The organism is Bacillus cereus group sp. MYBK79-1 (genome assembly GCF_051915365.1).
Lineage (GTDB): Bacteria > Bacillota > Bacilli > Bacillales > Bacillaceae_G > Bacillus_A.
On sequence record NZ_JBQAEO010000006.1, the window covers coordinates 88,139 to 108,780 of the forward strand.

Below are 20,642 nucleotides of genomic sequence, written 5' to 3' on the forward strand. Positions count from 1 at the left end.
GAGCCGCTTCCACTTTTTTTATAGTAATTCAAACACTCCTGCTGCTCCCATTCCGCCGCCGATACACATTGTTACGATACCGAATTGTTCGTTGCGGCGTTTCATTTCGTGAATAAGAGATAGTGTTAGTTTTGCTCCTGTACAGCCAAGTGGATGTCCAAGTGCGATTGCACCGCCGTTTACGTTTACTTTTTCTTCATCTAAACCAAGCTCACGAATAACTTGGATCGATTGAGAAGCGAACGCTTCATTTAGTTCGAATAGGCCGATATCAGATAGCTCTAAGCCAGCTAATTTTAACGCTTTCGGAATTGCTGCAATTGGGCCGATTCCCATTACTTCTGGTGGTACGCCTGCTACTGCAAATGAACGGAATTTCGCAAGTGGTTTCATGCCATCGCTCACTGCTTTTTCACGATCCATTAATAGTACAGATGCTGCACCGTCACTCATTTGTGAAGAGTTACCAGCTGTTACAGAACCGCGAACGTTAAATGCTGGACGTAATTTACCTAAAATGTCTAGCGACGTTTCTGCTCTTACACCTTCGTCTTGTGCGAAAATGATTGTTTCTTCTTGCAGTTTATTGTTTGATCCAACAGTACGTAACGTTACATCTACAGATACTGTTTCATCAGCAAAATTCCCTGCAGCTAATGCTTTCGCAGCACGTTGATGACTTCTTACTGCAAATGCATCTTGCTCTTCACGAGAAATTCCATATTTCACAGCAACTTGCTCTGCTGTATGTCCCATACCCATATAATATTCTGGAGCCGCTTCTACAAGGCGACTATTCGGACGAACAACGTGTCCCATCATCGGAACTAAACTCATTGATTCTGCTCCGCCTGATAATACAGCTTCCGAATGACCAAGCATAATACGCTCTGCTCCGTAAGCGATACTTTGTAACCCTGAAGAACAGTAACGGTTAATCGTAATAGCTGGAACATCGTAAGAAAGTCCTGCTAATCCGCCGATATTACGAGCCATATTTAAACCTTGCTCTGCTTCTGGCATCGCACAACCGAAAATTAAATCATCAATTGGTCCTTCATAATTCGCACGCTTTAACGTTTCCTTTACTACTAACGCCCCTAGATCGTCAGGACGAACTGTTTTTAATGAACCCCTCTTTGCTTTTCCAATTGGTGTTCTTGCTCCCGCAACAATGACAGCTTCTCTCATGAACGATATCTCCCCTCGTTATTAGTTACGTAATGGCTTTCCTTTTACAAGCATGTGCTGCATTCTTGCTTGTGATTTCATCTCACTTACTAAGCTAATAAATGCTTCACGTTCTACATCTAATAAATACTGCTCATCAACTTCTGTTCCGTACGGCACTTTTCCGCCTGCGATGACATATGCAAGTTTCTTCGCAATGTGAAGATCATGTTCAGAAATGTAACCTGATAAATGCATTGCTTCTGCACCAAGTACAAGAGTTGCATATCCTGTTTCACCAACAACTGGTATCTTTTTACGGATTGGTGCTTTATAGCCAGCTTCATATAAAGCAAGTGCTTTTTGTTTCGCATCATATAGTAAGTGATCACCATTCACACTAATACCGTCTTTATCGCCTAAGAAGTTGTTCGATACAGCTTCTTGTGCTGATGTAGAAACTTTCGCCATCGCTACAGATTCGAATACTTTATTCGCAACTTTTTGCAGATCAAACTCTACACCGTTTGGCATTTTATTTAAGTGTTTAATGTATAGCTCTTTATTACCGCCTCCGCCAGGGATTAAGCCAACACCAACTTCTACTAAGCCCATATACGTTTCGCTAGAAGCTTGAATGCTAGCTGCTGGTAAGCAAACTTCTGTACCTCCGCCGAGCGTCATACCATATGGTGCTGCTACAACTGGCTTAGAAGAGTATTTAATTTTCGTCATTGCATCTTGGAAGTTTTTCACAACCAACTCAATTTCAAAGTAGTTGTCATCTTGTGCTTCCATTAAGATCATTGCTAAGTTTGCACCAACGCAGAAGTTCTTCGATTGGTTACCGATAACAAGACCTTTATAATTCTTCTCTACTTCATCAACAGCGTAGTTAATCATTTGCGTAATATCCATACCGATTGCATTGCTCTTCGAATGGAATTCTAAGCAAAGGATGCCATCACCTAAATCAACTAAGCTCGCTCCGCTATTTTTCTTTAATACGCCATTTTTCGCTTTTAATTGCTTAAGAGAAATTGCCTTTTTATTACGTTCGATTAACTTATATTCGCCATTATCGTAATAGTAGCTATCTCCGTTATCATGTTTATAGAAAGTAGTGAAACCTTTCTCTACCATTTCTTTCACCCAAGTCGGAACAACTGCGCCGTTTTCTTCCATCTTTTGAACGGACTTTTCAACGCCAATTGCATCCCAAACTTCAAATGGTCCTTGCTCCCAGCCGAAGCCCCACTTCATCGCTTGGTCAATTGCAACGATATTGTCAGCAATTTCTTTATGAAGTTTTGCAGAGTATAAAAGAGTTGGTGTGATGATGTTCCATAACAACTCTCCTGCACGGTCTTTCGCGTATACAAGCGCTTTCAATTTATTCGATAAACCTTTTTCTTGTTTACTTAACTCGATAGATGCAGCTTTTAATTTTTTGCGAGCTTCGTACTCCATCGTTTCAGGATTTAGTTCTAAAATTTCTTTTCCTTGTTTTAAGAAGAAGCCTTGACCTGTTTTACTTCCAAGCCATTTTTTATCAAGCATGTCATGCATGAAAGCTGGTACTTTAAATACATCACGTTCTTCTTCTTGTACGTTTTCATATACGTTATTTGCAACGTGTACAAATGTATCTAAACCGACAACATCTAATGTACGGAATGTTGCGCTCTTCGGGCGGCCAATAAGTGGGCCTGTTACAGAATCAACTTCCCCAATGCTATAGCCGCGTTTCATCATCTCTTGAAGAGTTACTAATAAACCGTACGTACCGATGCGGTTTCCAATAAAGTTTGGTGTGTCTTTTGCGATAACAACGCCTTTTCCAAGAACGTCTTCGCCAAATAGTTTCATGAAGCTTAATACTTGTGGATCTGTTTCTTTCGTCGGTATTACCTCTAGAAGTTTTAAATATCGTGGTGGGTTAAAAAAGTGTGTGCCTAAGAAGTGTTTCTGGAAGTCGTCTGAACGACCTTCTGCCATTTTTTCTACTGAAATGCCTGACGTATTCGAGCTTATGATAGAACCCGGTTTACGAACAGCATCTACTTTTTCAAATAGTTTCTTTTTAATATCTAAGTTTTCAACAACTACTTCAATAATCCAATCTACATCAGCTAGACGCTCAAGATCATCTTCTAAGTTACCTGCTTCAATCAGTGCTAGATTTCCTTTCACTGTCAGAGGAGCTGGTTTTTGCTTTAATAGTTTTTGCAGTGCCGTATTACTAAAACGATTTCTCACACTTTTATGTTCTAATGTAAGTCCCTTCGCTTCCTCTTCTTTTGTTAGCGCAGGTGGTACAATATCAAGCAATAATGTCGGAATACCAATATTAGCTAAGTGTGCCGCAATCCCTGAACCCATTACGCCTGAACCTAGAACAGCAGCCTTTTTAATTTGGAACATCCAATTCTCCCCCTATTCTTGAATGAATGCTCATTCAATTTTTCGACATAAGTCGCAATCAATGAGTGAGCCTCTACTAATAAATATATGATACAGTTTGAATTTTCGCAATATATTTATTGATAAAATTTTCTGAAATAAATATTTTTCTTTTATTTGCCCATGCTATATGTATGTATTTTCTTCACTCAAATACACTTTTCCTTTTTATAATCTGACGAAACTGGAGGAATATATATGGCAAAACTTAAGAAGAACCCTTCAAAAGCTGGAATTAGCGCCGCAAGTGTAACTGGAAATGCAGGTCCGCATAATCACGGTGTAGAAAAGGGCCGTCAAGGTAATAACCAACAATATAAGAAGCATAATATGGGCGAAAAATAACGGTATATTTTTGGGCAGAAAACGTGGCATAATGGGTAATGGCTGCTTTTTCTGCCCAATTTATTTGTACATATGGAAAACAAAAGAGGGAACGATGATGAAACGAACAATAGTTATGATTGTAATGATTGCTACACTATTTACAGGGATGATTTTCTTCTCTTACGCACAAAGACAACAAGCTGTAAGAGCCGATCAACCTAGCATTACTGGGCAATACGCCATTACAATTGATGCAGACACAGGTGAAGTCTTGTATGGAAAACGAGAAGACGAACGCTCTTATCCGGCTAGTATAGCCAAAATGATGACCACCCTTCTTTTACTAGAGAATGTAAAAGAAGATGAAGAAATTACGATTACAGAGAACGCAATTAAAACGGAAAGTCAAAGTAAGAAGATTAAACTACGTGCTGGGGAAAAGTTAAAGCGTGATGAGGCATTAAAACTGATGCTTATCATTAGCGCAGACCCAATAGCTGAATCCATCGCAGAACATATTGCAGGGTCAAAAAATGAATTTGTAAAAATGATGAATGCTAGAGCGAAGGAACTTGGTACAAAGCATGCGACTTTTAAAAACGCAAGTGGTGCTGATGCACTCGGAAACAAAGTATCACCATATGACATTGCTATGATTACGAAAGAAGCATTAAAGTACCCAGTTGTTTTAGAATATATGAATTCAACGCGTACAACTCTACATACTTCAGAACGCTCTCCAAACATCGCAAACTATGGACGAGAAGAACTATATGACGATCCATATGCAATTGGAAGTAAAAGCGGTCTATCAGCACTCGGAAAATATACGGTCGTAACAGTGGATGAAAAAGACGGTAAACGCGTCATTAATGTTGTATTATCTTCTACTCGCACGCAACTATATCCTGATACGAAGAAAATGGCACATTACGCATTTCAGCAATTAAAATAACCAAGGAGTATTTTCTCCTTGGTTATTTTTTAACCATACCTTTTAATACGAACGCCACGTTTGCTGGACGCTCTGCTAGACGACGCATGAAGTAGCCATACCAGTCGTTTCCATAAGGCACATAAACACGCATTTTGTAACCTTCTTTTACTAGCTCAAGTTGACGCTCATTACGAATACCATATAACATCTGGAATTCAAATTGGTCTCTTGGGATGTTGTGTTCTTCGGCAAGTTTTTTCGTATATTCAATAATCGCTTCGTCATGTGAAGCAATTGCAGTATAATTTCCATTTAATAAGTGCATTTTAATAATTTTTTTATAGTTATCATCTACATCTTTTTTATCAGGGAACGCTACCTCTTCAGGTTCTTTATAAGCTCCTTTTACAAGACGTAAATTAGGGCTATAAGCATTTAATTCTTCCATATCTTTTTCTGTACGATATAGGTAAGCTTGAATAACTGTACCAATATTATCATACTCAGATTTTAACTGTTTAAAGATATCAATTGTCTTTCCGCAGCGTGTATAGTCTTCCATATCAATAGTAACAAACACACCATTTTCTTTTGCAGCTTCTAAAATACGGCGCATATTGTTCATTACGATTTCATCAGAGATATCTAATCCCATAGAAGTCATTTTTAAAGAAAGCTGCGAATCAAGACCTTCTCTTCCGATTGCACGGATCGCTTCAATCGATTGGTTAGCCATTTCATTTGCTTCCGCTTCATTATCAACGAATTCCCCTAAATAATCGATCGTTACACAAAGTCCTTGCTTGTTCAATGCCTGAATAGCTGCTGTCGCTAATTCAATTGTCTCCCCTGCGACAAAGCGACCTGCACCAAAGCGCAAACCATACTTTTTAGCCAGTTTTGTTAGCGCTTTATTTTTTGACAAGAAAAGAAACGAATTTCGCATTAATTGTTCCATCTAATTCACCCCTATGACTGTGATTTATCTGTTTTTTACCCCTCTTCGAAATTATATCACTGTTTAAAATTATTGGATACAAATAATTATTTAGATAATTTATAAAATACTATAAAAACATTTAAAACCCTATATTTTCGCTTATAAATATGTAGGAAATATTTTTCGACATTTAGAAAAAACGAATTTACTAGGCACAAAATAAGCATGTCGAAAATATTCGACATGCTTATAAAACCCTTTATATTCCATGTAAATTATATGAGGATATTAATACAAAAAACTTAAGATTATATTTACCTCAAGTTTTTTTATTGCTCATTTCTCTTTTCTTCATTCAGCTTTTTAATATCTGTAATTAACTGTACCATCTCTTCTTTCGCATCAGGATACGTCTCGTTCCAATGCTTCACTAAAGCCGGCATCGTCTTTGCTATGTAAGAATACAGTGCCCACTTCTGCACCTGTTCTTTTCTCTCTTCATTGCTTTCTCCAAGTAATAGTTCCGTGTATTTCTCTAACAACCCGTCAAATTGTTCGTTAAACTTTTCACTCATCTTATCTACCTCCTATATGAAAAAAGCAGCGAAAATCGCTGCTTTTCTTTATAATTTTGATCGAACAGAGTTTAATTTCTTCTCCATTGTGCTTACTTTATCACGACGATCATCGATACGAATTGTTGTCGCAACGCGCTGCGCACCTTTCGTATATGGAACTTCATGCATTTGTTGAATGACTTCTAGAATGACAGGAAGATCTCCTTCAATAATTGTATTCATCGGTGTTAATTGATATTTCACGCGATTTGCATTTTTCTCTAACACCTTTTGTACTTCTGCTACATATTCACTAACACTTGGATTACCAGTTCCTACTGGAATAATCGATACGTCAACAATTGCCATAGTAGTCTTCCTCCTATAATCGCTTCTTATATATCCATTGTCTATTTTACCGAAATACTCATCATTTTACTAATTTGTTATTCCTCTATTTTAAACTGCTCAACTAATCTTTCTAAGTCTCTCATATGCTCCGTCAAACTTTCCATCGTATGAGCTACCTTTTCTAGATGATTCACTTGTGATTCAGTTGCAGCATTTACTTCTTCAGAAACAGCTGCGCTTTCTTGACTCGTACCGGCAATTGTATGCATTACCGCTGTAATTTCTCCTTGCTCGTGACCGATGTTATGTACCTCTGCTACAATTTGTTCCACTGACGTACTAATCGTATTTACAACTGACATAATGGTACGGAATTCCGTTTCTGCCTCGGTCGTAACTTTATTTTGTATATCCGCAATATCTTTCAATTTACTTACAACTTCTACAACTCGCCTTACCTCTACTTGTACATCACCAATCATCTTCGCAATTTCTACTGTTGCTGCTTTTGATTGCTCCGCTAATTTTCGAACTTCTTCAGCAACAACAGCAAAACCTTTACCTTGTTCACCTGCACGCGCCGCCTCAATCGAAGCATTTAAAGCAAGTAAATTCGTTTGATCCGAAATACCTTTTATAAGCTCTACCACATTTTGAATCGATCCAACTCTTTGCTCTAACTTTCCGGAGGCTTCCTCTGTATGAACAACAATCGAAGATGATTGGCCCCTTGTACGAACTAAATTACGCATCGTATGTAATCCTTGCTTAGATGCCTCTTCAGCTTTGCCAGCCACTCCTTTTATTTCACCAACGGATTGATTCATTTGTTCCACTGACTGCGCCATATTCTCGAGTTGCTCTGAAACTTCATCTACACTATTAGCAAGAGTAGACGCTCCTCCGCTCACATCATCCATTGCACCTGATACTTCTCTACTAGCAGCTACAGTTTCATTCGTTAAATAATGTAGATTATTCGTTGATTGCTGCACTGTTGATACACTATTTTTAATTTTGCTTACCATTTCATTCATTTGCTCAACCATATGATTAAAGTGATTCGTCAGCTCTCCAACTTCATCCTTACTTGTCACTTTCATTTGCAACGTTAAATCACCTTCTGCTACTTTTTGAACGTGATTCGTTAATAGTTGCAGCGGTCTTGCTAACCTTCTTGAGAACAAGTATGAAGCTGCGATTCCAACTAATAAGCTAATACATGCCATTATAAGGACTGTATTTCTCGTACTATTTAATAGCCCATCAATCGTTTCTTTCGGATAAAAAATCCCTATTTTCCATTTCATCAAATCAAATGACTGGCTATAAACAACTACATCTTCACCTTTTAATGTAGTGACAGCATATTTTGTTACCTCTTTATTTAAACTCTTCACAAGTGGCTCTTTCGAAACATCTTTCCCGATTTTCTCTGGGTAAACAAGAGCCATACTTTTATCATTTATAATAAACATTTCTCCGCCATTATTGTATTGAATATTATGAAGTAACTTCTGAATTGTTCCAAGTGATACATCCATCGCAACAACACCTAATACAGATCCATCTTGAGCTGTAATTGCTTTAGAAACTCCCACGCTTAACTTACCTGTTGCAATTTCATACATAGGTTGTCCCCAGTGAACCTTTTTCACATCAGCTTCTGAATCTTTATACCATGGTCTTGTCGTTGGATCATAACCTTCTGGCACTTGTCCACCTTCAGCAAGATTGGCACTTAATGTTTTTTTATCTTTCGTACCGATATATAAGTCTAAAATACCAGGATGATTCTTTTTGTACTCTGAAAACTCTTTCGTCAAAAATGCTTCTTCTTCTGGAGTAACTCCGTCTTGAAGCATATTACGAATCATCTCACTGTTCGCATAATACCCCATATCTTCATCCGTTCTTTGAACAAATGTCGTAAGTTGCTCTGTCACAAGATCCATCGTATTTTCAGAATACTGGTCTAAGGAGCGCACTTCCTTTTCTTTCTGTAATTGATACATAGCTGTACCTAATATTACGAACATCATTGAAATAAGTACCGAAAATACTACCGCAATTTTTAAACGTAAACTTCTCAACATCTTCCCCCTAGCAACCCCTTCTCGTTGTATTGTAATTACATTAATCACTATATTAAGTATAATAGATAAAATTAAAAAATTGAAATTAATTCTCATCTCAATTTGAGTAGAAAACCTACTACCACTTGTGCAAAAACAAATAGTTCATTATCCTTAAGCTATATCATCTCATTCGTTCGGAGGGAACTATGTTACAAAAATTCGGTTTCTCACAATATGAAAGCCAAGCTTATGAAGTTGTCGTATCAAGCAACGAACCACTAGATGCTACAACGATTGTGAAGCATTCTGGTGTTCCAAAAGCAAAAATATATGAAGTGCTAGCACGCCTGATCGATAAGGGAATGGTAATGGATTCTGTTTCAGAGAAGAAAAAGCTGTATACAGCATTACCACTCAAGCTAGCAATTGAAAAATTAACGACAGAATTTCAATCAAATATTAAAGACTTGGAAACGAATATATCAAAAAAATCATTTACAGATGACCGTGTGTGGAGCTTAAAAATGCAATCTTCTATTCGAGTTCAAAGTAAAGAACTCATCGAAAGTGCAAAAGAATCGATTCGCATTTCAGCTTGGAATGATACTCTTTTAGAATATCTGCCTTCATTAGAAGAAAAGGCGAAACAAGGCGTCAAACTCGAATCGCTTATAGTTGGAAAAGTAGAAACAGAGTTAGACAACATGCATTTTCTAATCCCAACAGAAGAACCTAACGCATTAGAACGCTACTTGTTGCTCATCGTTGACGATCGTGAAATTTTATTTGCTGGTGTAGAGCAAGAGTCATGGCAAGCAATGAAAACAATGTCACAACCTTTTGTAAAGTTCTTTACAGAATTTTTCTATCACGACGTTGCACTTGCAAAAATTACAGAGAAGCATCTGGATCTCTTCATGCAAGATGAGGAAATTAAGAGTTTGTTGAGGAAATTGAGGTATTAATTAAATGATAAAAAAGGAGTCTAGTTTTTCACCTAGACTCCTTTTTATTTTCCTCTTTTATCTCCATCAACAACTCAATAATTTTCTCATTTTGCTCCACTTGTTTCTCTGAATTTTGATAGATGACACGAATCCACCCTAATACAAAAACAACTACAACTATCGGCAATAGTGCAAGTATTATACCGAATATCGAGAAATTGAACATCATTTTCCCCTCACCTCGCTACATACAAATTCTCCACCTTTCTACTAAAACCTGCAAAATTTTACAAACAAAAAAAGAACCTATCAAACGATAGATTCTTCTTTTGCAAACTGAGTAGAACGTCCTCTCGTAATAGAGAAAATCGCACAAAGCAGCGCTAATATAATAAAGCCACCGCCTACCCAAGCGTTATATATAACAGATGATTTTTCAATAACCACTCCGCCTACTGTTGAACCGAGCGCGATCCCTAAGTGAAGGGCAGAATTATTTAAACTTTGCTGAATACCAGCTGACTCTGGTGCAATTTCAATTAAATAGTTTTGTTGTGCTGGTGAAATAGCCCAGCTCAGCATACTCCAAAGTCCCATCATAATAATGAACAGCGGGAATGAGAATGTCATCATCGGCAATATGAAGATTGCACACGCAAATACGATAATAATGGAGATAATACTTTTCTTCGATCCCCATTTATCAGCAAGCAAGCCCCCAAGGCCACCCCCAAGTACCGCTGCGATTCCAAAAATGAAGTAAAATACACTAATCCAATTCGCTTCCACATGCATCACATCTTTTAAAAATGGTGTTAAATAAGCATATAGTGTTAAATGACCCGTTAAAAATAAAAATGATGTTAACTGTGCACTTACGATTTTCTTATCTTTTAACGTAGCAATTTGTTCTCTTATTGATAATACCGATGTCGGTGGTACTTTCGTTAAGAATAATGAAATACAAGCGATTGCTATAACTGTTAATACCGAAATTAAGACAAATGGTGCACGCCATCCGTATGCATTTCCGAGTACAAGGCCAAGTGGTACTCCAAGTACGAGTGATCCACTAATCCCCATAAAAATGATTCCAATTGCACGCGCGCGAAAATGCGGTTCTACAACACTAGAAGCAAGTGTTACTGACAGTGCAATAATAAGCGAACCACTCGCTGCACAAACAACCCTTGAGAACATTAACATCTCGTAATTCACACTAAATGCTGAAATAATATTTCCGATTAAGAAAATTGATAATGCCCCAATGTATAAGCTTTTTCTTTCAAACTTCCCTGTTAACGCTAATAAAACCGGACCTGATAAAGCAAATACTACTGAAAATATTGTTATAAGCTGACCAGCTGCACTAATAGATACGCCTAAATCATTGGCAACTAAATCGAGCGTTCCTCCTATAATTAGCTCAACCGTTCCGACTACGAAAGCCGCAATAGCTAAAATATACACACGAAAATTCAAGTCTTTCCCCACGCTTTCTTTTTTGGTTACTACGATTATAGTAACCAAAAAAGAAATTGAAAACAAGTACAATTTTTTTACAATAAAAAAACAGGCGTATGATACGCCTGTTTTCTAATTATTAAACACGAGTTTTATTCTTCTTATTTAAATACCAATACACCGGAAGTCCAGTAAAGACCATTCCAATTGATAAGAAACAACTTACCGGATCATTAATAATCGCACTTCCAAGTACAAACAATGATCCTAAAATTGCAACGATTGGTACAATCGGGAATAACGGTACACTGTATGCACGCTCTTTATTCTTATTACGTTTTCTTAAAATGAAGACACCAATAAACGTCATTACATAGAAAATATAAATAATGAATACGGAAATCTCAGATAGCTTATTCGGATCACTAATAATCATTAAAATAATTCCTAAAATGATTTCAACAGTAATCGCATTTGCTGGCGTTTTAAATCTTGGGCTTTCCTTTGCAATAAACTTAGCAAATGGAAGTTGTCCACGTTCTGCCATCGACATCGGGATACGTGGGAACGTTAAAATCTTTCCATTTAAACAACCAAAAATAGAAACGATAATACCGATACTAATAATTTTCCCGCCATATTCTCCAAGTAACATGCCCGCAGCTGTTGCTGTTGCATTTTCTCCAAGTTCTACAATTTGCGTTGCTGGTAATACATTTAATAACGCTAAGTTAATTAGTACGTAAGCAGCTGTTACAATTAAAATCCCAACTGTCATGGCTTTCGGTAATAACTTTGTTGGATTCTTCATTTCTCCACCAATCGAAGCAAGTAGAATCCAGCCATCATACGCAAATAACGTTGCTAAAATTGCCATCCCGATACTTTGATTTTCCGATATCGGCACAACTACGTTAAAGATATCGCTATTTCCTTTCCAAAAACCTAACACAACAATTAAAACGATCGGAATCATCTTCCCAATTGTCGTAACCGTTTGGACGATACCTCCATATTTTGTTCCCATACTATTTACAACGCCAAGGAACACCACTGTTCCAATTGCGATTGGTAAATTCCATACTTTATCTAAATAGAAAAAATTAATCATTAAAGAACTAAAGTACAACCCTAATGTTCCAATAATAGCTGGTCCATAAACAATCGTTTGCATCCAGCCTGATAAATATCCCCAAAAACTTCCGTAAATCTCCTCTAAATACGTATACAACCCACCATTTTTCGGGATTTGCGCTCCAATTTCAGCTACTGTTAAACCACTTGCTAGCGTCAACAGACCACCAATTACCCAAGCAAGAATCGCCATATTAGAACTTCCCGAGTAATCTAATACGCTCCCTGGTTTCATAAACACACCAGATCCAATAATCGTTCCTACTACGATAGAAAGTGCTACCGTTAAACCAATTTTGTTCTTCTCATCATGATGCATGCTGAGTATCCTCCTTCCAATTCTAGTGTGATGCAAAAATGAAATAAAAAAACACTCCTCCCTAAAAAAGGGACGAGTGTTGTATTCGTGGTTCCACCCTTGTTTCAATTCGCAAAGTGACACACTTCACCAATTTCTCAAGTCTAAATAACGGTTTTTGCCGGCAAGCAATTACTAAGTATCCGTTCACTGCTGCAGTTCAGAGGTGGTAATCCATTTTTCCGTATTAGGAAGCTCACAGCCAAAGGCCTCCCTCTCTGAGAATCGTAAAAAATTGATCATGTCCTCATCATCACTTCTTGATGTCGAATTTTGTAGTTATTGTTCATTATATTGAATTGTTAGAAAAAATCAATATATTTTTTATATAACATAAGAAATATTGCTCTTCTTATATTATAACAGAAGTTACGACACTTCTCTAATTCCCTAGTATCTTTGGAACAGTGTAGCGGTAAAAAATTATATCAGCGATTTTTCAAATATATCGACCGTAATTCAAACTATATCAGCGATTTTCGAAATATATCGATTTACCAACCAAAAACGACAATAAGTAAGAGGAGACTTTCTAAAAGAAAGTCTCCTCACATACATACCTTTCGGTTGCCCACACGAAAGATACGAGTTCACTCAATTATTTCTCATCTTTTTTCATAAAAAACTTGCCCCGCATTAACGGGCAGTAAAACTTCCACCTTAAACTCCAGCGAATACAGGGATGAAGTTGGAAGATTAACTGTCCGTAAAAGCCCGATTGGTGAGGGCTAATAATCAGTGGAAATGCACCACTGATTAAAGTTTCACTTTATGATGCGGAAGATCCACATTCAATTCCTCTAATTGTTTCTTTTCATTTTCTAAAATCGCTTTTGCCTTTATTTTTGTTGCCTCATCTAATCCCGTAAAGATGTCTTCACGTTTCTCTTTCTCTGGAAGTTTCACACCTAGCTTTGTTAATTCTTCTTTTGCTTGTTCATGTGTTAATTTCCCAGACTTTTCTTGTTCAAAAATTGACTTCACTTTTTCTTTTGTTGCTTCATCTAAGTCAGCAAGCATATCTTTACGCTTACCCTCCGGCATTTTCACGCCTAACTTTGTTAATTCCTCTTGTGCTTGTTCACGTGTTAGTTTGCCGGATTTCTCTTGCTCTAAAATTGATTTCGCTTTTTCTTTTGTTGCTTCGTCTAAGTTAGCAAACATATCTCCATGTTTACCCTTTTCCGGGAACTTCACGCCTAGTTTCGTTAATTCTTCTTGCGCTTGCTCACGTGTTAATTTCCCAGACTTCTCCTGCTCTAAAATTGACTTCGCTTTTTCTTTTGTTGCTTCGTCTAAGTTAGCAAACATATCTCCATGTTTACCCTTTTCCGGGAACTTCACGCCTAGTTTCGTTAATTCTTCTTGTGCTTGTTCACGTGTTAGTTTGCCGGATTTCTCTTGCTCTAAAATTGATTTCGCTTTTTCTTTTGTTGCTTCGTCTAAGTTAGCAAACATATCTTTACGTTTTTCTTTCTCTGGAAGCTTTACACCTAGTTCCTCTAACTGTTTCTTTGTATCGGCCATAATCGTTTTTACTTTTTGTTTTGTAGCGTCATCTAAATCTTTTTTCGCCGTTTTTGTAGACTGGTCAGCTGCTGGAGTATTCGTTGCCGCGAATGCCGGAATGCCGACTCCTCCAATGATTCCGAGTGATAAAGCACCTGCAATCGCTAAATACCCAACTGTTTTCTTCTTCATAGGAAATTTCCTCCTTCATAGTTCTAAAGCATGTACACTTTCGTATACAATGCCTATAGTAATGTTGGTTTCTTAAAATTTCCTTAACGCTTCAAATAAAAAACACCGCTCATGATGAGCGGTGTTTCGCTATGCTTTTTGTAATTGTAATTCTTCACGTTCCATTATTCTTCTTAATACAATTGTTTGTGTCATTGTAAATAAATTACCCGTTATCCAGTACAACACAAGTCCTGATGGCGCTGCAAATCCCATAAATAGAATCATTGCCGGCATCATAATTTGCTGCATTTTCAGCATCTGTACTTGTTCTCCAGGTGTAATATTAGATTGGAAAACTTTCATCTGAATAAATGTCGTTAACGCTGCGATAATCGGTAATATATGATAAGGATCTGCATGTCCTAAGTTCACCCATAAAAATGAAGATGTGCGAATCTCTTCTGTTCGGCTAATCGCATAATACAAAGCAGAGAAAATCGGCATTTGTATTAATAGTGGCCAGCAACCAGCAAGTGGATTCCAACCGCCTGATTTCATTAGTTCTGACATTTCCTTTTGATACTGCTTTTGTTTTTCAAGATCTTTACCCACATCACCGTATTTTTGTTTCAGCTTCTGCAGTTCAGGTTGCATTTTTTTCATTTTTGCTTGGCTACGATATTGCGAAACAGCTAACGGAATCATGGCTGAACGAATAACAAGCGTCATAATAATGATAGCAATCCCGAAGCTAGCTCCCGGTATATGATGAGCAACAAATTGAATCATAAACGAGATTGGATACACGAAATAATGATCCCAAATTCCCGTACTATGTGCATCAATTGGGGCTGCATTACTGCAACCAGATAAAACAAAAACAAGTAATAATGATAAACTAACGAGCACAGCTCGGTATGATTTTAACATGTTCATTCCTCCAATGTTTCGTAATTATTTAGCGAAACATTGGTGTATACGGACCGACCTCGTCATTCTCTTCACTTGATTCTTGTCTGCGTACAGAGCGAATCATTCCATATTTATAAAAAATTGAAAATAGCGATACATTCCCCGCACTATCTTCGCATGTATTAACTAGTTTAAAAGCTCTTTGTCTACCACTTGATGCTTGCTGACGCACAAAGCGGGAAACATTAGCAAGGAAGAAAACTTCTAATAAACAAAGCGCTGTCGTTACAAACGATATATATAGAATTGCATCCTGCAATAAAAATTCCATCGCTTCACATCCTTAATAAGGTCATTTTAGCACATTAGGCAGACATTCTCTATTTCCTTTTATCGTCAAAAAAGTATTTTGCATATTTTCTCAAGAAAACTATGCTAGAAAACCAATGTATTCGCTTTCTTTAGTATATTCACACGTATCCTTGTATAGGTTTAATTTGTTAGAAATTTATAAAATTTTCGCATTATAATAAAACTATTGCCAGTTTTTGAAAAAACCTTTATTCTCTTCTTGTAATCAAAAATGAATATGGAGATGAAACATACTATGGGTCAACTAGGAGACGCCGATTACGTTCCCGACACCGCCTTTTTATCCTTCCCAGCAGCTAAAACATTTCACTTAGAATTCATCATACAGTTGGTTGTTATTTTTATAGCTTCTATTTTGTATGCAATTTCTATGAATATGTTCTTTATCCCGCATAACATGATTAGCGGTGGTTTTGCTGGTGTAGGGATGATTATCGGTTATTTAATGCACTACAATATCGGTGCACTTATCTTTTTACTAAACATTCCTCTTCTTATTTTAAGTCACTTTTACTTAGGCAAGAAGACAACCTTTTTAACAGCGTACTTTGTAGCTGTATCATCGTTAGCGATGAACATTATCCCGGTACACCAAGTTTCAGATGATATTTTACTTTCTTCTGTATTTGGTGGTGTAATCTGCGGAGCAGCTTCCGGAATCATATTCCGATTTGCTTCTTCAACAGGTGGCTTTGATGTTGTTGGATTGATTGTAGCAAAACATCGAGATATTTCGATTGGAGCAATCATCTTTGGATTCAACTTGATCTTACTTGTTGCAGCAGGATTTATTTTCGGATGGGATATTACGCTTTATACGTTAATTAGCCGGTTTGTAGTCAGCAAAGTTATCGATGCTGTGCATACGAAACATATTAAATTAACGATAATGACCGTTACAGAAAAAGGCGAGGAAATAAAAAGCGCACTATTACATCACGGCATACGCGGGGTGACAATGGTAGATGCTGTCGGCGGCTATACAAACCATAAGAAAAAAATGATTTACACTGTCGTGACTCGCTATGAGTTAGGCGAAATGAAACGTATTATCCGTCAAGTGGATAACAAAGCATTCATGAACATTACTGAAACAGTTGAAATTGTCGGCCGTTTCAAACGCATATAAAAAAGTTAATACATTAAAGGCATAACATATTATATGTTATGCCTTTTGTTATTCAACTAACGCACCCTTTAGCATAAAGTGAAACTTTAATCAGTGGGGGTTTTCTTCATCCCCCACTGATTATCAGCCCTCACCAATCGGACTTTAATGGGCAGCCCGACCCCCACCTAACTTCTTTGCTTCCGCTGAATTTTGAGGTGGGGGTCTTACTGCCCATTAAAGCGGGATAATAAAATCACGAAGTTTATTACTACAAATCGGAGGATAGCATTCCATATACAAAACTATCTGTCCATTCATTTTTATTCCAAAAATCTTGTATGAAATGGGCTTCCTTTCTCATGCCTATTCGCTCACACAATTTTTTTGAAGCTGTATTACGTGCATCAAGATTAGCTTGTATACGATGTACATTACATTCATTAAATAATTTAAATACCAAACTACTTACCGCTTCTGTTGCCAAACCTCTGCCAGCTACTTCATTTAAAAAACTATAACCAACCTCAACAGTATCTTTCATATTTGTGTACCATACGGATAAATCACCAACTACTTTAGTCTTGTATATAACTGCCAAACTTAATATCGATTCTTTAGTAAGTACATTGTTTGCTAGCTTCTTATTAAACCTTTCCTGCATGTCTTCATGAGTCCACTTATTATGTAATAGGAACTTACAGGTATCATCATTATTATAAATAGCAAATACATCCTGTAAATCAGTACTCTTAAAAGGTCTAATTATTAATCTTTCTGTTGTGATCTCCAAGTTAACTCTCCCCCCCTTACATTCATGTTACAAAACATTTTTATAGTATTAAGTCCCCTTCTTCTATTTCATCATAATAAATTAAAATCCTTCTTCCGCTAAACTGCACCGTTAATGGGAATTCCTTGCGCTTTTTATTTTTTACACTTATTACAAAATCAGATAATTCTATTATTGTGACCCTAAATGTGTTATAATGAAAGCAGACTCACAAAAAAAGAGTATATAGACTTGGAAGTTTCTCTTATTTTAATAAGCAAAAAGAAACGAGCAGTCGGGTATATTTCAGACACCATACACGTAACGGTTTTCAAAAAGCCGATCATCTTAGTTATTCTTCACTGATCTTTTTATAAAAAAAGATACGTACAACTAAAATTCACTTCAATATACTATACCTACCTTTTTGACTTCCAAATCATCTTATTACATAGGGAGATGAACATATGAATCAATATATACGATATACAATAGCTGTCCTGTTTGCTATTATCGGCGGAACAATCTGCTTCTGGACAAACACTCAGCTTGGAGAGAATATCATTTTTAATGGAATCGAAACACTTGTAAGCGCTTCAATTTTAGGCGGATACATTTTCTTCCTCTTCAATCCAGAAGAAAATGCACAAAAAACAATGTTATTAACAATGATCGGAATCGTTGGCGGATGTATTTCCTACTCAATGACTAACTATACATTACCACTTCAATTAAGCTCAGCTTTCTTCCACGGTCTATGGACTTGGTTCATTGCATTCTGCCTAGCAGATGTATTCAACCTATTACAAGACAACGAAGAAGAAAACGGTCGCCAAATTGAAAGTAACTCGTAAGCTGGAAGATGTTCTTCCAGCTTTTTTATGTTGTTTTTCATACTCCGTCACCACAATAAAAAGAAGCTACCCTCACGGCAACTTCTTTCCTACATACCTCCGCTCGGAATCCGAAACGAAACATGTGCCCCACCTCGCACCTCGCTATTTTCTATCTGTATTTTACCGCCGTGCTTCTCAACAATTGTCTTAGCAATATATAAACCGAGTCCAAAGTGCTCCTTGCTTCCTGAGCGTGACTGATCTCCTTGATAAAAACGTTGTAATACTTTTTTTAAATCTCCTTCTTGGAAACCAGGCCCTGAATCATATACATGAAACTCTATTGTGTCATGCCAAGTACACACTTTAACGAGCACCTTCCCTGACACGGGGGTAAACCGAACTGCATTCATTACGATATTATCCATTACTTGACTGATCCGCTCTTGGTCAAATATTAAGCTTTGTACATCCTTATTATTTTCAAAGGTGACGTCCCACTCAATTTCTTTTTTCCTGGCTATGCATTCATATTCCTCTAGTTTTTTTAGAAAAAATAGGTTTATATGCACTTTATTTAAACGTAATTGAAATGCAAAGCTTTCTAACTCATTTACTGTTTGGAACTCCTCAAGAAGTTTTGTCATTCTGTTTGTGTTTCGTTCAATCGTTTGTAAATAACGATGTAACAAATCTTCATTTTTCCATAAGCCACTTTGCAATCCTTCTGTATGACCTTGCACAATCGTTAGCGGCGTTTTCAAATCATGAGAAATAGCTCTAATATATTCTCTTCTTTCTTCTTCTAACTCCCATTGTCGTGACAAACTGGTAGCTAATGCTGCGCGCATATTTTCAAACGAACCGACTAATTCACCAATCTCATTTTGCGCGTTGTATTCTAAATGAAAGTTTAGATCCTGCTCTTGGATTCGTTTTGAAGCCTCTGATAGCTCAGCAAGAGGCTTCTTTATTCTTTTTCCCATTCGGTTTGAAACGATATAGGATAAAATGGTAATGTATATAAAGGGTGAAGCTAAAAATAAGATTACAAAAAAGGAATCGACTGCCGAAGCAGTAGATATTGTCAAATGATAATTAAACCCTATCGCTCCTTGTAAATCTCCATTCCTATCTACTAAAGGCAAATATGTCGTAACTTCAGTATCATCATCTTCCTCATAAATATTCGTATTAATAACACTCCAAATTGGTCTCTCATTTGTTATTAATTTCTTGTTATATGTACCATAAGAAATATCTCCTTGCCTATTAACAATTTGATAGTTAATTCCCTCTTTAGGGACAATTTTCTCTAGTTCATTTCGCTCTTTCTCATCTAACAATAATGCGCCTTTATCTTTTACGTATTCTTTTATCATAGGAATTTTCTGTTCATAATAATTTGCAGGAAATACTTTCCCATTCTTCGTTAGCCAATACCAACCACTAGCCGCCGTTAAAACCGTCAGTATTAAACTACCAATTAAAACTATTAAGAAGCCAATTACTAGCTGTTGTTTAATCCGTAACCTTTGCATCAATTTTGTACACTCCACTTATACCCAATTCCCCACACCGTTTGAATATATGTATATTCTCTATCATATACACTAAGCTTTGTTCTAATTTTCTTTATATGCTCAACTATAGTAGAGACATCACTTTCACTATCATATCCCCAAATCTTTTCAAACAGCTGCTCTTTCGTCAAAACTTGGCCGGCATGGAGTGCTAACATTTTCACTACTTCATACTCCTTTTTTGTAAAGTGAATTTTTTCTTTTCCAGCCATTATTTCATAGTTTTGTAAGTCTATTAATATACTTCCATAGCGTAGAAATTCCTTTTGATCCATCATGCTTAAATTTGTCGTACGACGCAAATTAGCAATAATTCTCGCTTTCAACTCTTTTAAACTAAACGGCTTACTAATATAATCGTCTCCACCAATCAATAAACCTTCTATACGAGAGCGTTCACTACTATCGGCACTTAAAAATAAGATGGGACATGCATAAGACTCTCTCATCTTCTCGCACACTTTAAATCCATTCATATCTGGCAACATAACATCTAAAATAATAAGGTCCACGCTACTATCTAATTTTTTCAAAGCCTCTTCACCATTTAGTGCACTTCTTACTTCATACCCCTCCATGACAAGACTATCTTCAATAAATGTAAGAATATCCGGTTCATCGTCTACAAGTAGTATTTTGTCCGTCACGGT

Annotated in this window: 20 protein-coding genes and 1 other annotated feature; of the genes, 5 read left to right on the forward strand and 15 right to left on the reverse strand. The window is 36.9% G+C overall.

Annotated features, from left to right (window positions below):
• Positions 1 to 18 precede the first annotated feature (18 nt).
• The gene (locus ACTFOB_RS12425; protein WP_001206339.1) at positions 19 to 1,191 is read right to left on the reverse strand and encodes an acetyl-CoA C-acetyltransferase; all 1,173 of its coding nucleotides are present in this window, start codon (positions 1,189 to 1,191) and stop codon (positions 19 to 21) included.
• 21 nt (positions 1,192 to 1,212) lie between these two features.
• The gene (locus ACTFOB_RS12430; RefSeq protein ID WP_440026188.1) at positions 1,213 to 3,594 is read right to left on the reverse strand and encodes a 3-hydroxyacyl-CoA dehydrogenase NAD-binding domain-containing protein; all 2,382 of its coding nucleotides are present in this window, start codon (positions 3,592 to 3,594) and stop codon (positions 1,213 to 1,215) included.
• Between the two features lie 237 nt (positions 3,595 to 3,831).
• Between ACTFOB_RS12430 and ACTFOB_RS12435 the strand changes: the two genes are divergently transcribed.
• Positions 3,832 to 3,978, forward strand: coding sequence for a YuzL family protein (locus ACTFOB_RS12435; RefSeq protein ID WP_001096344.1), 147 nt, complete (start codon positions 3,832 to 3,834; stop codon positions 3,976 to 3,978).
• A gap of 97 nt (positions 3,979 to 4,075) precedes the next feature.
• Positions 4,076 to 4,915, forward strand: a complete 840-nt coding sequence (locus ACTFOB_RS12440) for a D-alanyl-D-alanine carboxypeptidase family protein (protein ID WP_132133571.1) — start codon at positions 4,076 to 4,078, stop codon at positions 4,913 to 4,915.
• Between the two features lie 22 nt (positions 4,916 to 4,937).
• Here ACTFOB_RS12440 and ACTFOB_RS12445 read toward each other — a convergent pair whose 3' ends face one another.
• From ACTFOB_RS12445 to ACTFOB_RS12460, 4 genes are all read right to left on the reverse strand, one after another.
• The gene (locus ACTFOB_RS12445; RefSeq protein ID WP_000436782.1) at positions 4,938 to 5,855 is read right to left on the reverse strand and encodes a proline dehydrogenase family protein; all 918 of its coding nucleotides are present in this window, start codon (positions 5,853 to 5,855) and stop codon (positions 4,938 to 4,940) included.
• Positions 5,856 to 6,166: 311 nt separating this feature from the next.
• Positions 6,167 to 6,412, reverse strand: a complete 246-nt coding sequence (locus ACTFOB_RS12450) for a YusU family protein (RefSeq protein WP_001290592.1) — start codon at positions 6,410 to 6,412, stop codon at positions 6,167 to 6,169.
• A 48-nt stretch (positions 6,413 to 6,460) separates the two neighbouring features.
• Positions 6,461 to 6,763: an MTH1187 family thiamine-binding protein gene (locus ACTFOB_RS12455; protein WP_023523354.1), complete on the reverse strand. Its 303-nt coding sequence runs from the start codon at positions 6,761 to 6,763 to the stop codon at positions 6,461 to 6,463.
• Positions 6,764 to 6,840: 77 nt separating this feature from the next.
• On the reverse strand, positions 6,841 to 8,841 hold the full coding sequence (locus ACTFOB_RS12460) for a methyl-accepting chemotaxis protein (RefSeq protein WP_440026191.1): 2,001 nt from the start codon (positions 8,839 to 8,841) through the stop codon (positions 6,841 to 6,843).
• Positions 8,842 to 9,029: 188 nt separating this feature from the next.
• Between ACTFOB_RS12460 and ACTFOB_RS12465 the strand changes: the two genes are divergently transcribed.
• Complete coding sequence (locus tag ACTFOB_RS12465; RefSeq protein ID WP_440026193.1) at positions 9,030 to 9,788, forward strand: TrmB family transcriptional regulator; 759 nt, start codon at positions 9,030 to 9,032, stop codon at positions 9,786 to 9,788.
• 28 nt (positions 9,789 to 9,816) lie between these two features.
• Here the strand turns inward: ACTFOB_RS12465 and ACTFOB_RS12470 are convergent, their stop codons facing one another.
• From ACTFOB_RS12470 to ACTFOB_RS12495, 6 genes are all read right to left on the reverse strand, one after another.
• The gene (locus ACTFOB_RS12470; protein WP_440026195.1) at positions 9,817 to 9,999 is read right to left on the reverse strand and encodes a hypothetical protein; all 183 of its coding nucleotides are present in this window, start codon (positions 9,997 to 9,999) and stop codon (positions 9,817 to 9,819) included.
• 80 nt (positions 10,000 to 10,079) lie between these two features.
• Positions 10,080 to 11,264 (reverse strand): MFS transporter, encoded by a 1,185-nt coding sequence (locus tag ACTFOB_RS12475; RefSeq protein WP_440026196.1) that lies wholly within the window; start codon positions 11,262 to 11,264, stop codon positions 10,080 to 10,082.
• A 109-nt stretch (positions 11,265 to 11,373) separates the two neighbouring features.
• On the reverse strand, positions 11,374 to 12,687 hold the full coding sequence (locus ACTFOB_RS12480; RefSeq protein ID WP_440026197.1) for an APC family permease: 1,314 nt from the start codon (positions 12,685 to 12,687) through the stop codon (positions 11,374 to 11,376).
• Between the two features lie 65 nt (positions 12,688 to 12,752).
• Positions 12,753 to 12,989, reverse strand: a binding site (T-box leader).
• A 493-nt stretch (positions 12,990 to 13,482) separates the two neighbouring features.
• The gene (locus tag ACTFOB_RS12485; RefSeq protein WP_440026200.1) at positions 13,483 to 14,427 is read right to left on the reverse strand and encodes a hypothetical protein; all 945 of its coding nucleotides are present in this window, start codon (positions 14,425 to 14,427) and stop codon (positions 13,483 to 13,485) included.
• A 129-nt stretch (positions 14,428 to 14,556) separates the two neighbouring features.
• A complete protein-coding gene (yidC, locus tag ACTFOB_RS12490) occupies positions 14,557 to 15,339 on the reverse strand; it encodes a membrane protein insertase YidC (RefSeq protein ID WP_426831378.1) in 783 nt (260 codons plus the stop codon).
• 28 nt (positions 15,340 to 15,367) lie between these two features.
• Entirely contained in the window at positions 15,368 to 15,652 is a 285-nt protein-coding gene (locus ACTFOB_RS12495) for a hypothetical protein (RefSeq protein ID WP_151632292.1), read from the reverse strand.
• A 276-nt stretch (positions 15,653 to 15,928) separates the two neighbouring features.
• Between ACTFOB_RS12495 and ACTFOB_RS12500 the strand changes: the two genes are divergently transcribed.
• Positions 15,929 to 16,822, forward strand: coding sequence for a YitT family protein (locus ACTFOB_RS12500; protein ID WP_151632290.1), 894 nt, complete (start codon positions 15,929 to 15,931; stop codon positions 16,820 to 16,822).
• A gap of 250 nt (positions 16,823 to 17,072) precedes the next feature.
• On the opposite strand, the gene ACTFOB_RS12505 is transcribed toward ACTFOB_RS12500, so the two are convergent.
• A complete protein-coding gene (locus tag ACTFOB_RS12505) occupies positions 17,073 to 17,594 on the reverse strand; it encodes a GNAT family N-acetyltransferase (RefSeq protein ID WP_440026203.1) in 522 nt (173 codons plus the stop codon).
• A 446-nt stretch (positions 17,595 to 18,040) separates the two neighbouring features.
• On the opposite strand from ACTFOB_RS12505, the gene ACTFOB_RS12510 reads away from it, so the two are divergent.
• Positions 18,041 to 18,427, forward strand: coding sequence for a DUF3938 domain-containing protein (locus ACTFOB_RS12510; RefSeq protein WP_001077770.1), 387 nt, complete (start codon positions 18,041 to 18,043; stop codon positions 18,425 to 18,427).
• 89 nt (positions 18,428 to 18,516) lie between these two features.
• Here the strand turns inward: ACTFOB_RS12510 and ACTFOB_RS12515 are convergent, their stop codons facing one another.
• Together ACTFOB_RS12515 and ACTFOB_RS12520 are read right to left on the reverse strand one after the other, a co-directional pair.
• Complete coding sequence (locus tag ACTFOB_RS12515; protein WP_440026391.1) at positions 18,517 to 19,950, reverse strand: sensor histidine kinase; 1,434 nt, start codon at positions 19,948 to 19,950, stop codon at positions 18,517 to 18,519.
• Complete coding sequence (locus ACTFOB_RS12520; protein ID WP_078418221.1) at positions 19,950 to 20,639, reverse strand: response regulator transcription factor; 690 nt, start codon at positions 20,637 to 20,639, stop codon at positions 19,950 to 19,952. Before ACTFOB_RS12520 ends, ACTFOB_RS12515 begins: the two co-directional genes overlap by 1 nt.
• Positions 20,640 to 20,642: the final 3 nt, after the last annotated feature.